A 14,986-nucleotide genomic window follows, 5' to 3' on the forward strand; every position below is an offset into this window, starting at 1 on the left:
AGAATGAATGGACAGTTTATGACTATAGATAATGTACCTGTAGAAATAAAGGGCGAAAAAAATATTCTTGAACTAGTTAGAAAAGCTGGTATCGAATTACCTACATTATGCTTCTATTCAGAGCTTTCAGTTTATGGAGCTTGTCGTATGTGTATGGTTGAAAACAAACATGGAGGCATTGAGGCCGCATGCTCTACTCCTCCTAAAGCTGGCATGGATATATATACAAATACGCCAAGACTTAGAAAGTATAGAAAGAATATTCTTGAGTTACTGCTTGCAAATCACTGCAGAGATTGTACAACCTGTGAAAAAAATACTTCATGTAAGCTACAGGAGTTAGCAAAACGTTTCGGAATAAAGAAAGTAAGATTTGAAAATACTGCTAAAGAACCTGAACCAGACAATTCATCTGTATGCATAGTAAGAAATCCAAGCAAGTGTATCTTATGTGGTGATTGTGTAAGAGTGTGTGCAGAAGTACAAAACGTTGGAGCAATTGATTTTGTTGGCAGAGGATCTAAAATGACTGTTTCAACGGCATTTAATGAACCTATAGGAGACTCTAATTGTGTTGGTTGCGGGCAGTGTGCAGCAGTATGTCCTACTGGTGCTATTGTAGTAAGGAGTACTACAGATAAACTTTGGAAGGAACTTAGTGATAAGAATACACAGGTGGTAGTTCAAATTGCTCCTGCTGTAAGGGTATCTATGAGCAAGGAATTAGGACAAGAAGATGGCAAAAATGCAATGGGAAAAATAGTAACTGTCCTTAGAAAAATGGGATTTGATAAGGTATTTGATACCTCAGTAGGGGCAGACCTTACAATTATAGAGGAAACAAATGAATTTATTTCAAAATTTAAAAATAATGAGAGCTTACCTCTATTCTCATCTTGCTGCCCTGCCTGGGTAAATTATGTTCAAAATACTTATCCAGATTTAATGAAAAATGTTTCCACTTGTAAATCTCCTATGCAAATGTTTGCTTCTGTATTGAAGGAACATTACAAAGATGATGATAAAAAACTTGTGAGCGTAGCAATTATGCCTTGTTCATCAAAAAAATTCGAAGCAAATAGGGATGAATTTAAAAAGAATGGTGTTCCTAATGTAGATTATGTAGTAACGACGCAAGAACTTATTAATATGATAAAAGAATCAGGAATTGCGTTCTCAGAATTAGAACCTGGGGCACTAGATATGCCATTTGAAATTAGTAGTGGAGCTGGGGTTATATTTGGAGTAACGGGTGGTGTTAGTGAAGCTGTTATACGTAAAGTTTTAGGGGATCAACCGATTGCAATATTACGTGCACTTGCTTTTGATGGTGTTAGAGGTATGAACGGCGTTAAAGAAGCCAGTATTAATGTAAATGAGCGCGTAATAAAATTCGCCATAGTAAGTGGACTCAAAAATGCAGATTACGTTATAAAGAAGATAAAATCCGGTGAAGCTCATTATGATTTTGTAGAAGTTATGGCATGCCCCGGTGGATGCGTTAGTGGCGCAGGACAACCATTCGTAAAAGCAGAAGGGAAATCTAAGCGTGGTACTGGATTATATAAAGCAGATAAAATGAATAGTATAAGTCGTACAGATGACAACCCATTAATGAATTCGTTATATTCAGGATTGTTAAAAGGCAAGGTTCATGAACTATTACATGTACACTACAATAAAAAAAGTTGAGTAATCAACACCCATCCATATACGGATGGTTTTTTTTTGTAAAATTGTATCATTATACATTTAAAATACATATTCTATGTTGACAACGTTAAAGTTCTAGTGTACTATTAGCATATGTCACTAGGACGTTAATGTACTTTCAGAAAGGAGATGAAATCATGGATTTGAAATTTAATGACAAAATGCCTATATATTTACAAATTATGGATCTTATAAAAATGGACATCGTTACAGGAAAGCTAAGATCAAAGGATAAATTACCATCAGTACGAGAAATGGCAACAAATTTGAAGGTGAACCCAAATACGCTTCAAAGATCTTATCAAGAGCTTGAAAGACTTGGAATTGTGTATACACAAAGAGGCACTGGAACATTTGTGGGGGAGGGAGAAAATATGGTAGATGATTTAAAAAAGGAAATGGCAAAGGAAGTTATAGATTTATTTATACTTAGAATGAAAAGCTTAGGATTTACTGCTAAGGAAATAATTAAATCTGTTTCAAAGGAAACTATGGAGGTGAAACAAGATGAATAGTATATTAAAATCAGAAAAAATATGTAAGTCATATTTAAATAAAAAGGCCCTACGGGGAGTAGACCTAGATATAATGCCAGGAAAAATTGTAGGACTTCTTGGTCCTAATGGTAGCGGTAAAACTACATTCTTAAAAATAGCAGCTGGAATACTGCATTCATCGAAAGGAGAAATACTAATAGATGGTCAAAAGCCTGGTGTTTATACAAAGTCCATAGTTTCATATTTACCTGATAATGAGTATCTTCTAAATTGGATGAAAATAAAGGATGCGGTGAAGTATTTCAAAGACTTTTATTCTGATTTTGATGAAAAAAAGTCAAAGGAAATGCTCCAGTTTATGAAACTTGATGAAAATAGCACTGTGAAAAGCCTATCAAAGGGAATGAAGGAAAAGTTAAAGCTTACATTGGTACTCTCAAGATCCGCAAAGCTTTATATACTTGACGAACCACTTGGTGGAGTAGACCCTACTACTAGAGAACAGATATTAAATGCTATAGTTAATAACTTTAGTGAAAATAGTTCCATGATAATTACTACACATCTTGTAAATGATATAGAACGAATTTTTGATGATGTAGTATTTATATCTGATGGAGAGATAGTACTTAAGGGTAACGCAGAAGAATTACGAATTAGTAAGAAAAAGTCAATCGATGAATTGTATAGGGAGGTATTTAAGTAATGTTTAAGCTTATAAAATATGAATTAAGATCAACTTTTTTAACCATAATTGGAATATGTATATCGGTTATAATTGCTAACTTATTTCTTATGACAAAGAAAGATACCTGGGGTGGTAATACAGTAACTGCATTATCTACATGCTTAATTATTGGCGCCATGATAGTAATATTTATATCTTCATTAAAAATTATGAGCAAATACTTATATGGAGATTCAGGCTACCTGTTGTTTACACTTCCGCAATCTGGGAGCGCGATAATGACTTCAAGGCTGATAAGTGCCTTAATTCAAATATCCATTGTTGCGTTTGTATCCATTTTGATGCTCTATTTGACTTCAATAGACAAAATAGATTTAAGTTTTTTTAAATATTTCAAGCTCAGTGTAGTATTATTTTTTATAATTCAATATATATGGGGCATTGTTTATTTATTAACATTTATATACTTTTGTATGGTTATTGGCAAAGTAGCCTTAAGAGGTAAAAAACTAGGTAAAATAGGTTCTTTTATAATTTTTATAATATTATCAATAGCAATTGGCTGGCTGTCAACTAAAATTACAACGCTATTACCTCAAAACTTGAACTTGAATAAATTTTCAATAAATACGACTAATAGTATATTAAATTCTGATTTAATGGGTTCAGGTGGAGAACTTAATCTTAATATTGCAGATACCATATTTCAGATAATTACTTTTGTAGGATTATTCATTAGCACTACCTATCTAATAGATAAAAAATTAGATTTATCATAAGATTTAATAATTTAAAACTCATATAAGGAGGTTCAACATGGAAACTATAGTACAAATCAAGAATGTTACAAAAAAAATCGGTAAAAAGGTAATAATAGATGATCTTACTTTTGACGTGCGTTCAGGGGAGGTGTTTGGATTCCTCGGACCAAATGGCGCAGGTAAAACTACTACTATTAAAATGCTTTTAGGACTGATGTCTATTACTAAAGGTGAAATGTATATTGATGGATTAAATGTTGAGAAGGATTTTGAAAAAGCCATTGTTAAAGTCGGTGGAATTATTGAAAATCCAGATTTATATAAATATTTAACTGGGTATCAAAATCTTGTTCATTTTTGGAGGATGTATCCAGACTTAAAGAAGGAACGTATTGATGAGGTTATAAAAATTGTGGGTCTTGAAAAAAGAATAAATGACAAAATAAAGACATATTCACTAGGTATGCGTCAAAGACTAGGGGTTGCACAAGCGCTCCTTAACTCTCCAAAGTTATTGGTATTAGATGAACCTACTAATGGATTAGATCCTGCTGGTATTCATGAATTGCGTAATCATTTACGGACACTTGCAAGAGAAGAAAATGTTGCAGTAATAGTATCAAGCCACTTGCTTTCAGAAATGGAGCTTATGTGCGATAGGGTAGGAATTCTGCAAAATGGAAAATTGGTTAGAATTCAGGATATGAAAGAAATGCTTGAGGATGAGTCGGATTCAGTTATAGCTCTAGATGTTTCGCCGATTGAAAGTGCAAAAGCATATTTAGAAAGTCTTAGTAGTAAATATAAACCAGAAATAAATGAAAAAGAAATTGAAATTAAGGAAAATATAGAAAATGTTCCTGGGTTAGTTGAAAAGCTTGTGCAGCAGGGAATTAAAATTTACGGTGTTCGTAAGGTGCAACAAAGCTTAGAGAAAAAATTCTTAGAAATGACAGGGGGTAATGGAATTGCGTAAAATAATAAATCTAGTTCGTAATGAAAATATGAAACTTGCTCATAGCGTTAGCACATGGATAATGATGGGTATATTAGTTCTTATTATAGTAGCAGTTGGGCTCTTATTTAGATTTACAGGTACCCAAGCGCCTAAAAGTGATTGGAAATCAGACATAACAATTCAAAACCAGGAAATTAAAAAATCATTAGCTAGGCCAGGGATATCTAAAATGGAAAAGGACGGAATTACAAAGCAGTTACAAACTAATGAATATCGTCTTAAAAATGACATACAACCTATACAGGATAAATCGTTATGGGGATTTGTAGAAGGAGCAAGTAGCCTAATATTTTTAATTTCTCTTTTTGCTATTATAATGGGTGGTGGAATAGTAGCCAATGAGTTTTCAGGAGGCACAATTAAACTATTACTAATTAGACCTTCAAAACGGTGGAAAATTCTACTTTCAAAATATATTTCTGTTTTAGGATACACTCTTTTCATGCTTTTAGTGCTTTTAGTAGTTTCATTTCTTATTGGAGGAACATTGTTTAGCTTTAAAGGGTCAGGTACACCATTCCTTACAAATGTTGCTGGCAAAATTACTGAAGTTAATATGATAGCACATATTGTGGAGGTTTATGGACTTCAGTGTATAAGCTTAGTTATGATGGTTACTTTAGCATTTATGATTTCTACAGTTTTCCGTAATAGTGCAATGGCCATAGGTATTGGAGTTTTTCTTTTAACTGTAGGGAATACCGTAACAATGCTACTCACTAGATTTAATTGGTCAAAATATATTCTATTTGCAAATACGAATTTGAATCAATATATTGATGGACAGCCATTGGTTAAAGGAATGACAATGAACTTTTCAATTACTGTACTGATAGCTTATTTTATAATTTTCAATGTTATTGCATACGCAGCTTTTATAAAAAGAGATATAGTAGCATAATATTATAAATAAAATATAGACCACCTGGATAAATATAAAATTTATCTAGGTGGTCTATATTTTCATATTGACACGATTAATGTTGCAGTGTACTATTAACATATGTCACTAGGAAATCGATGTATTTTCTGAAAGGAGATGGAATAATGAATTTAGAATTTAATGATAAAATGCCTATATATCTACAAATCATGGACCTTATAAAAATGGATATTGTTACAGGAAAGCTAAAATCAAAGGATAAGCTGCCCTCAGTACGAGAAATGGCAATGAATTTAAATGTGAATCCAAATACGCTTCAAAGATCCTATCAAGAGCTCGAAAGACTTGGAATTGTTTATACACAAAGAGGAACTGGAACATTTGTGGAGGAGAATGAAAATATGGTGGATAATTTAAAAAATGAAATGGCAAAGGAAGTTATAGATTCTTTTATACTTAGAATGAAAAGCTTAGGATTTACTACTAATGAAATAATTAAATCTGTTTCAAAGGAAACTATGGAGGTAATGCAAGATGAATAATATATTAAAATCAAAAAAAATATGCAAGTCGTATTTAACTAAAAAAGCCTTGCGCGGTGTAGACCTAGATATAATGCCAGGGAAAATTGTAGGACTTCTTGGTCCTAATGGTAGTGGTAAAACTACATTCTTAAAAATAGCAGCAGGAATACTTCATCCATCGAAAGGAGAAATACGCATAAATGGTCAAAAGCCTGGTGTTTATACAAAGTCTATAGTTTCATATTTGCCTGACAATGAGTATCTTCTAAAGTGGATGAAGGTAAAGGATACAGTGAAATATTTTAAGGACTTTTATTCTGATTTTGATGAAAAAAAAGCAAAGGAAATGCTCGTATTTATGAACCTTGATGAAAATAGCGCTGTGAAAAGCCTGTCAAAAGGAATGAAAGAAAAGTTAAAGCTTACATTGGTACTTTCGAGAGCTGCAAAGCTTTATATACTTGACGAACCGCTTGGGGGAGTAGATCCTACTACTAGAGAAAAGATATTAAATGCTATAGTTAATAACTTTAGTGAAAATAGTTCTATGATAATTACTACACACCTTGTAAATGATATAGAACGGATTTTTGATGATGTAGCATTTATATCTGATGGAGAGATAGTGCTTCAAGGTAATGCAGAAGAATTACGAACTAGTAAGAAAAAGTCAATCGATGAATTGTATAGGGAGGTATTTCAATAATGTTTAAGCTTATAAAATATGAATTAAGATCAACTTTTTTAACCATAATTGGAGTTTGTATATCTGTTATAATTGCTAACCTATTTCTTATGACAAAGAAAGATACCTGGGACGGTAATACAGTAATGGGATTATCTATATGCTTAATTATTGGCGCCATAATAGTAATATTTATATCTTCGTTAAAGATTATGAGTAAATACTTACACGGAGACTCAGGCTACCTATTATTTACACTTCCACAATCTGGAGTATCGATAATGGCATCCAGGCTGATAACCGCTTTAATACAAATATCCATTGTTGCTTTTGTATCCATTTTAATGTTCTATTTGACAATACCTGAAGAAATGGATTTAAACTTTTTAAAAGATATTAAGAGTGGTCTAATATTATTTTCTATAATTCAATATATATGGCGCATTGTTTATTCCCTAACAGTTATATACTTCTGTATGCTTATTGGCAAAGTAGCCTTAAAAGGCAAAAAACTAGGTAAAATAGGCTCTTTTATAAATTTTATAATACTAACAGTTGCAATAGGCTGGCTGTCAACTAAAATTACAACGCAATTCCCTCAAACAATTAACTTGAGCAATTTTTCAATAAATACGACTAATAATATATTGAATTCTGATTTCACGGTTTCAAGTGGAGCATTTAATATTAATATTGCGAGTGCCATATTTCAGGTAATTACTTTTGTAGGATTATTCATAACCTCTACCTATCTAATAGATAAAAAATTGGATCTATCATAGGGAAAATAATTAAAACCACCTGGATAAATATGAAATTTATCCAGGTGGTTTTAAAATACTTTTCTAAATTCTTTTTTTTCTTCTAAATATTTTATTTATATTTGAGAATAACCCTAAAAGAACTCCAATTAGCATAGATTGAATCGCATATGTAAAAGTGCTAGATATATGAAAAAGCATTGCTAAGGTTGCAACTATAAATGTGCTAAGCACCAAGGTTATTAATATGAAAAGATATAGTCCTAAAAAGTTATTTATCTTAAACTTTGTTTGTATTTTACTGCTAATTAATAGCTTTTTATCAAAGTATATAAATAGACCTGCTGGAACTAAGAGTAGTATTGCTATTAGTATATTCGTATCCATGATTCATCATCTCCTCTGATAATTGTACTTTCAGTTGTATACATATTGTTTTCCTATGATTTAAATACATGGTAAAATTATAACACATTTTTAGTGCTACTTTATTAGGTTATCTTACAAAATTGTAAGATAACCTTTTTTATTTGTAAGTGTAGAGATATGGAGTATGAGCGGTTACCACGGTATAATATGGTTATGGCGGTATAATATGTATACCGTGATGAGGAAAAGAGAAAAGGAGAGATATAAATGGAAATTTTAAAGGTTGAAAATTTAAATAAAACTTATGGTAAAGGCGAAAACAAGGTGGATGCACTTAAAAATATAAATTTATCAGTTGATAAGGGTGAGTTTGTAGCAATTGTGGGAGCATCAGGTTCTGGAAAAAGTACACTTCTTCATTTGCTCGGAGGACTAGATAGACCAACATCTGGCAATGTAGTTATTGATGGAGAAAGCATTTACGATTACAAGGAAGAAAAACTTGCAGTGTTTAGAAGAAGAAAAATAGGTTTTGTATTTCAGTTTTATAACTTACTACCTATTTTAGATGTACAGGAAAATATAGCACTTCCAGCACTTCTTGATAATGAGAAGGTGGATAAAATCTATTTAGAAGAGCTTATTAAAGTATTAGGACTTAGCAAGCGGAAAAATCATCTTCCATCAGAATTATCAGGGGGGCAACAGCAAAGGATATCAATTGGTAGAGCGGTATTTAATAAGCCGTCAATAATACTTGCAGATGAACCAACAGGAAATCTTGATACTAAGAATTCAAAAGATGTTATGGAATTATTAAAATTTACGACTAAAAAATATAACCAAACATTAATACTTATTACCCATGACGTTAATATAGCAAACATGGCAGATAGAGTTATCACCATTTACGATGGTGAAATAACTTCGAACAAAAACTTAAAAGTAAACTAGGAGGGAAAGAGATGATAACTAGTTATAAACAGCTCACAGGGAAATATTTAAAGAAAAATAAAAAAAGAACCACACTTACGATTATTGGAATAATGTTAGCAGTTGCACTTATAGCAACAATAGGACTTTTCCTTAAAGGAATTCAGGATACGAAGATACAGGATGCTAAAAATATGTATGGTTCTTCTCATTTAATTTTTACAAAAACCAATGAAAAGTTAATATCTAAAATAATTAATAATCCTAAAGTATCTAGAAGTGGATTGTATAATGAAAGCGAAAAAACAAAGCTAGGGGATAAATTGGCTGGTAAAATTATAACAGCAACAGACAAGGCTTTAGAACTTTTGCCATATAAAGCAAAGATAGGGAGATTGCCGGAAAAAGAAAATGAAGTAGCGATGGAAAAGTGGATATTACCATCTATTGATAAAAACGCTAAAGTAGGGAATAAAATTAAAGTTAGTAATAAGGAGTATACTCTTGTAGGAATACTTAAGGATAGTGTAATAAATCAAATAAATGGTAATGGAGTAATTTTATCTAAAAATAATAATATTGATAAACAAAATGCACAGTTACTTGTAGAAATAAGCTCAAAAACAAACTTAAAAACTGCCGTAGGCGAATTAAAGAAGTTAGGTGAGAAAGATACCGTTGAGGAAAACAGTTATTTGCTAAAAATGCAGGGAGCAGGAGATTCTGGTTCAGGTCTTAAAGGATTATATGTATCCTTAGCAATAACAATTGGAATAGTTTTAATAGCCACTGTAGCCGTAATATATAATTCATTTCAAATAAGTGTTGTGGAAAGGATTAAACAGTTTGGACTTTTAAGAGCAGTGGGAACTACTCCAATTCAAATTAGAAAAATTGTCCTAAGAGAGGCAACAATCCTCGCGGCAATAGCTATTCCATTAGGATTACTATGCAGCATTATAATTATATATGGAATAAATATTGCATTTAAATTAATTGGAGCAGATTCAGTTATACTTATGAAAATTTCTATATCACCTATGGTTTTATGCATAAGCGCAGCAGTAGGTCTTATAGCAATATACCTATCATCACTAGTGCCAGCATTCTTCGCAGGAAGAATTTCACCACTGAATGCTATAAGTGGTAGAACATCTATAACAAAGGAGAAAATAAAAAGAAGAAAGAATAGAGTTATTCAAAAAATATTTGGGTTTGAGGGAGCATTAGCAGCTAAAAATATTAAGCGAAATAGAAAAAGATATAGATTAACTATTTTTTCTATAGTAATAAGTGTGGTGTTATTTGTTGCTTTTAAATCTTTGATGGATATGTCACTCAAGATATCATCAAATCTTAATGAATCAAAAAACAGTCACTTCACAGTTTTTCAAAATACTGTTGGAGGTAACCCCGAAAACACAACTATAGATAATATTAAAGCATTAAAGTCTGTAGATAAGGTATATAAAGAATATAATCAATATTCTTTTGACATGGCAGTAAACAAAAATAGTGAAGTTAAAGAAATTCAGGACATGAAAAATATATATAAAAAAACAACTTTAGGTGGAGTGGAGAAAACCCTTATAGCGAGTTCTATCGCTATATATGACAAGGAGTCTCTAGAAGTTTCTAAAAAATATTTAAAGTCAGGAAATATTAATATAGAAAAACTAAATAGTGAAAATGGAGTAATCTTAATTAATAAAAATAGAATACATGACGAAGCTACAAAGAAAGATTATTTCGGACCAATAGCAAATATAAAAGTAGGAGATGAAATAGCTCTTCAATATGATGCTTCTGAGGAAGGGGAAGCCGCTAAGGCAAAGACTGTATTTGGTAAAGGCAAAGTTAATAAAGTAAAGGTTATGGCAATTCTTGAGAGTGAGCCTTTTGATTATTGGGGAACCTCTAATGGATTGAAAATAATCACAACAGAAGAAATGGGAAAGAAATTAACCGAGGGCAAGGACATTAAACCTGTAAACTTAAATATAGTTCTTAAAGATGTAAAAAATGAAGAAGCAGGAAAAATAGGAATAAAAAATGCCATAAAATCAAACCCCGCTTTAATGGTAATAAATAATATAGATAATAATAGAACTGAAAAATCCGGAATGTTAATGATCCAAATATTATTGTATGGATTTATACTAGTAGTGTCCTTAATAGGTAGTGTTAATATTGTAAATACATTAACAACAAATATTATTCTTAGAAAAAGAGAGTTTGCTACATTAAAGTCCATAGGGCTAACTCAGAAGGGTATAAAGAAAATGATTGTACTAGAAGGTCTTCTCTATGGAATTATTGGTACTATATATGGATCAATAATAGGCTGCGGCATATCATTTCTACTGTTCAAATCAATGAGTGCCTTTAGAGAGATGAGATGGATTATGCCATGGGAGGCAATAGCTATTGCGGGAATCGCCTCTATAGCAATAAGCTATATTTCAGTATTATCACCACTTTCAAGAATTAAAAAAGAGAATTTAATTGAAGCAGTTAGAGAAGATTATTAATCAAAATACGACTAATATTATATTGAATTCTGTTTTCACGGTTTCAGGTGGAGCATTTAATATTAATGGCTGTCGGCATTGGAGTTTTTATTTTAACTGTGGGGAATATCGTAGCAATGGTACTCGCTACATTTAATTGGTCAAAATATATGCATATTTGGCCTTTGTTAAAAGAGATATAGCATAATAGTATAAATAAAATATAAAACACCAGGTTGAATATGAAATTTATTCAGGTGTTTTTGTTTTTTGAGTTATTGGTTTTATTAGACTATCTTACGGTACTGTAAGATAACTTTTTTATTTGTAAGTTGAGTGACATGGAGTGAAAGTGGTGAGTGAAGTATAATATGGTTATAGTGATGAGAAAAGAAAAAAGGAGAGATATAAATGGAAATTTTAAAGGTTGAAAATTTAAATAAAACTTATGGAAAAGGCGAAAACAAGGTGGATGCACTTAAAAATATAAATTTATCAGTTGATAAGGGTGAGTTTGTAGCAATTGTGGGAGCATCAGGTTCTGGAAAAAGTACACTTCTTCATTTGCTCGGAGGACTAGATAGACCAACATCTGGCAATGTAGTTATTGATGGAGAAAGCATTTATGATTACAAGGAAGAAAAACTTGCAGTGTTTAGAAGAAGAAAAATAGGTTTTGTATTTCAGTTTTATAACTTACTACCTATTTTAGATGTAGAGGAAAATATAGCACTTCCAGCCTTACTTGATAATGATAAGGTGGATAAAATCTATTTAGAAGAGCTTATTAAAGTATTAGGACTTAGCGAGCGGAAAAATCATCTTCCATCAGAATTATCAGGGGGTCAACAGCAAAGGATATCAATTGGTAGAGCTGTATTTAATAAGCCGTCAATAATACTTGCAGATGAACCAACAGGAAATCTTGATACTAAGAATTCAAAAGATGTTATGGAATTATTAAAGTTTACTGCTAAAAAATATAATCAAACACTAATACTTATTACCCATGATGTTAATATAGCAAACATGGCAGATAGAGTTATTACCATTTACGATGGTGAAATAACTTCGGACAAAAACTTAAAAGTAAACTAGGGGAGGGAAAGAGATGATAACTAGTTATAAACAGCTCACAGGTAAATATTTAAAGAAAAACAAAAAAAGAACCGCACTTACGATTATTGGAATAATGCTATCAGTTGCACTTATATCAACAATAGGTCTTTTCTTTAAAGGAATGCAAGATGCGAAGATACAGGAGGCTATAAACAGGGGAGGTGCTTATCATTTAGCATTTCAAAAAACGAATGAAAAGTTAATCTCTAAAATAGTTAATAACCCTAAAGTGGCGAGGTCTGGATTGTATATTAAAAGTAAAGAAATAAAGATAGGTGATAAATTAGTTGTTAACGTAATAACAGCAACAGATAAGGCTTTAGAACTTTTTCCTTATAAAACAAAGATAGGGAGATTGCCAGAAAAAGAAAATGAAGTAGCAATGGAAAAGTGGGTTTTGTCACATATTGATAAGGATGTTAAAGTAGGAAATAAAATTAAAGTTGACAAGAAAGAATATACTCTTGTAGGAATACTCGGGGATAATGTACAAAATCAGTTAGATGGTAATGGATCAATTTTATCTAAAAATAATAATATTAACAAGCAAAATGCGGCGTTACTGGTAGAAATAAGCTCAAAAACAAACTTAAAAACTGCCGTGAATGAATTAAAGCAGTTAGGGGAGAAAGATACCGTTACGGAAAACGATAATTTGCTACGAATGCAAGGAGCGGGTGATTCAAATTCTAGAGAATTATTTGAAACCTTAGCAATAATAATTGGAATAGTTTTAATTTCAACAATAGCCGTAATATATAATTCATTTCAAATAAGCGTTGTGGAAAGAATTAAACAGTTTGGACTTTTAAGAGCAGTGGGAACTACTCCAATACAAATTAGAAAGATTGTCCTAAGAGAAGCAACAATCCTCGCAGTAATAGCTATTCCACTAGGTCTCATATGCAGTATTATAGCTATATATGGAATAAGCATTGCATTTAAATTAATTGATGTAGGTTCACTTATGCCTATGAAAATTTCTATATCACCTATGATTTTATGCATAAGTGTAGCTGTAGGTCTTATAGCGATATACCTATCAGCACTCGTGCCAGCATATTTCGCAGGCAGAATTTCACCACTGAATGATATAAGTGGTAGAACTTCTATAACAAAGGAGAAAATAAAAAGAAGAAAGAATAGAGTTATTCAAAAAATATTTGGGTTTGAAGGAGCATTGGCTGCTAAAAATATAAAGAGAAATAGAAAAAGATATAGGATAACTGTTTTTTCAATAGTAATAAGTGTGGTGTTATTTGTCACTTTTAAATCCTTCATGGATATGTCACTTAATATATCATCCGATCTTAATGAATTAAAAAACATTCATTTCACAGTTATAAGTAATAGGGATGCAACAGAAAACTTCATAAATAGTAAAATAGAAGATGATATTAAAGCACTGAATTCAGTTGATAAGGTATATGGATCGTTCAGTACCTATAATTTCGATATGACAATAAGTAAAAACAGTGAAGTTAAGAAAATTCAAGATATGAAAAATATATACAAAAAATCAACTTTAGATGGAGTGGAGAAAACCCTTATAGAAAGTTCCATTTCAATTTATGATAAGGATTCACTAGAAGTTTCTAAAAAATATCTAAAGTCAGGAAATATTGATATAGAAAAACTAAATAGTGAAAATGGAGTAATCTTAATTAACAAAAATACAGTATATGATGAAAATACAAAGAAAGTGTATGTTGGACCACTAGCAGATGTAAAAGTAGGAGATGAAATAGACCTACAATATGATGCTTCTTTTAATGAGCGTTTTTCTAATAAAGCAACAAAGGTTGAATTTGGCAAGGGCAAAGTTAATAAAGTAAAGGTTATGGCAATTATTAATGAACCTTTTGATTATTGGAGATCTTCAAATGGATTAAAAATAATCACAACAGAAGAAATGGGAAAGAAATTAACAGATATTAAGGAGATTAAACCTAAAAACTTAAAAATAGTTCTTAAAGATGTAAAAAATGAAGATGCAGCGAAAATATCAATAGAAGCTGCCATAAAATCAAATAATTCTTTAACGGTAATAAATAATATAAATGAAAATAGACAAGATAAATCTTCAATATTAATGATCAAAATATTATTGTATGGATTTGTACTAGTGGTTTCATTAATAGGAAGTGTTAATATTATAAATACATTAACAACAAATATTATCCTCAGAAAAAGAGAGTTTGCTACATTAAAATCCATAGGGCTAACTCAAAAGGGTTTAAAGAAAATGATTGTGCTAGAAGGACTTCTCTACGGCATTGTTGGTGCTATATATGGCTGTATAATAGGCTGCGGCATATCCTTTATGTTGTTCAAAGCAATGGGTGGATTTAGAGTGATGCGATGGATGGTGCCATGGGAGGCAATAGCTATTGCGGGAACTTTCTCTATAGTAATAAGTTATATTTCAGTATTATCACCACTTTCAAGAATTAAAAAAGAAAACTTAATAGAGGCAGTTAGAGAAGATTATTAATAATCTTCTCTGTTTTTTATTATATAGTAAA

General features: G+C 31.3%; 14 protein-coding genes. 13 read left to right on the plus strand and 1 reads right to left on the minus strand.

Annotation, left to right across the window (positions count from 1 at the left end):
* Nucleotides 1–3 precede the first annotated feature (3 nt).
* The 9 genes from KTC94_RS16170 (at nucleotide 4) to KTC94_RS16210 (ending at nucleotide 7,551) form a co-directional block, all read left to right on the plus strand.
* On the plus strand, nucleotides 4–1,692 hold the full coding sequence (locus tag KTC94_RS16170; RefSeq protein WP_220286689.1) for a [FeFe] hydrogenase, group A: 1,689 nt from the start codon (nucleotides 4–6) through the stop codon (nucleotides 1,690–1,692).
* A gap of 158 nt (nucleotides 1,693–1,850) precedes the next feature.
* Nucleotides 1,851–2,228 (plus strand): GntR family transcriptional regulator, encoded by a 378-nt coding sequence (locus KTC94_RS16175; RefSeq protein ID WP_216301634.1) that lies wholly within the window; start codon nucleotides 1,851–1,853, stop codon nucleotides 2,226–2,228.
* Nucleotides 2,221–2,916 (plus strand): ABC transporter ATP-binding protein, encoded by a 696-nt coding sequence (locus KTC94_RS16180; RefSeq protein WP_216301635.1) that lies wholly within the window; start codon nucleotides 2,221–2,223, stop codon nucleotides 2,914–2,916. Before KTC94_RS16175 ends, KTC94_RS16180 begins: the two co-directional genes overlap by 8 nt.
* Nucleotides 2,916–3,677, plus strand: coding sequence for a hypothetical protein (locus KTC94_RS16185; protein ID WP_220286690.1), 762 nt, complete (start codon nucleotides 2,916–2,918; stop codon nucleotides 3,675–3,677). Before KTC94_RS16180 ends, KTC94_RS16185 begins: the two co-directional genes overlap by 1 nt.
* 37 nt (nucleotides 3,678–3,714) lie before the next feature.
* Complete coding sequence (locus KTC94_RS16190; protein WP_216301637.1) at nucleotides 3,715–4,635, plus strand: ABC transporter ATP-binding protein; 921 nt, start codon at nucleotides 3,715–3,717, stop codon at nucleotides 4,633–4,635.
* A complete protein-coding gene (locus KTC94_RS16195) occupies nucleotides 4,628–5,578 on the plus strand; it encodes an ABC transporter permease (protein ID WP_220286691.1) in 951 nt (316 codons plus the stop codon). The genes KTC94_RS16190 and KTC94_RS16195 overlap by 8 nt, the downstream gene beginning before the upstream one ends.
* Before the next feature lie 146 nt (nucleotides 5,579–5,724).
* Nucleotides 5,725–6,102: a GntR family transcriptional regulator gene (locus KTC94_RS16200; protein WP_216301639.1), complete on the plus strand. Its 378-nt coding sequence runs from the start codon at nucleotides 5,725–5,727 to the stop codon at nucleotides 6,100–6,102.
* Nucleotides 6,095–6,790 carry an ABC transporter ATP-binding protein gene (locus KTC94_RS16205; RefSeq protein WP_216301640.1) on the plus strand — a complete coding sequence of 232 codons (696 nt, stop codon included), beginning with the start codon at nucleotides 6,095–6,097 and terminating at the stop codon, nucleotides 6,788–6,790. The genes KTC94_RS16200 and KTC94_RS16205 overlap by 8 nt, the downstream gene beginning before the upstream one ends.
* A complete protein-coding gene (locus KTC94_RS16210; RefSeq protein WP_220286692.1) occupies nucleotides 6,790–7,551 on the plus strand; it encodes a hypothetical protein in 762 nt (253 codons plus the stop codon). The genes KTC94_RS16205 and KTC94_RS16210 overlap by 1 nt, the downstream gene beginning before the upstream one ends.
* A 63-nt stretch (nucleotides 7,552–7,614) precedes the next feature.
* Here the strand turns inward: KTC94_RS16210 and KTC94_RS16215 are convergent, their stop codons facing one another.
* On the minus strand, nucleotides 7,615–7,917 hold the full coding sequence (locus tag KTC94_RS16215; protein WP_220286693.1) for a hypothetical protein: 303 nt from the start codon (nucleotides 7,915–7,917) through the stop codon (nucleotides 7,615–7,617).
* A gap of 249 nt (nucleotides 7,918–8,166) precedes the next feature.
* Between KTC94_RS16215 and KTC94_RS16220 the strand changes: the two genes are divergently transcribed.
* The 4 genes from KTC94_RS16220 (at nucleotide 8,167) to KTC94_RS16235 (ending at nucleotide 14,955) form a co-directional block, all read left to right on the plus strand.
* Nucleotides 8,167–8,853, plus strand: a complete 687-nt coding sequence (locus KTC94_RS16220) for an ABC transporter ATP-binding protein (RefSeq protein ID WP_216301643.1) — start codon at nucleotides 8,167–8,169, stop codon at nucleotides 8,851–8,853.
* 11 nt (nucleotides 8,854–8,864) lie between these two features.
* Nucleotides 8,865–11,363: an FtsX-like permease family protein gene (locus KTC94_RS16225; RefSeq protein ID WP_220286694.1), complete on the plus strand. Its 2,499-nt coding sequence runs from the start codon at nucleotides 8,865–8,867 to the stop codon at nucleotides 11,361–11,363.
* A gap of 390 nt (nucleotides 11,364–11,753) precedes the next feature.
* The gene (locus KTC94_RS16230; RefSeq protein ID WP_216301645.1) at nucleotides 11,754–12,440 is read left to right on the plus strand and encodes an ABC transporter ATP-binding protein; all 687 of its coding nucleotides are present in this window, start codon (nucleotides 11,754–11,756) and stop codon (nucleotides 12,438–12,440) included.
* A gap of 13 nt (nucleotides 12,441–12,453) precedes the next feature.
* Nucleotides 12,454–14,955: an ABC transporter permease gene (locus KTC94_RS16235; protein ID WP_220320210.1), complete on the plus strand. Its 2,502-nt coding sequence runs from the start codon at nucleotides 12,454–12,456 to the stop codon at nucleotides 14,953–14,955.
* Nucleotides 14,956–14,986 lie beyond the last annotated feature (31 nt).

Origin of the sequence: Clostridium sp. CM028 (assembly GCF_030585565.1) — a bacterium.
GTDB lineage: Bacteria > Bacillota > Clostridia > Clostridiales > Clostridiaceae > Clostridium_AD > Clostridium_AD estertheticum_B.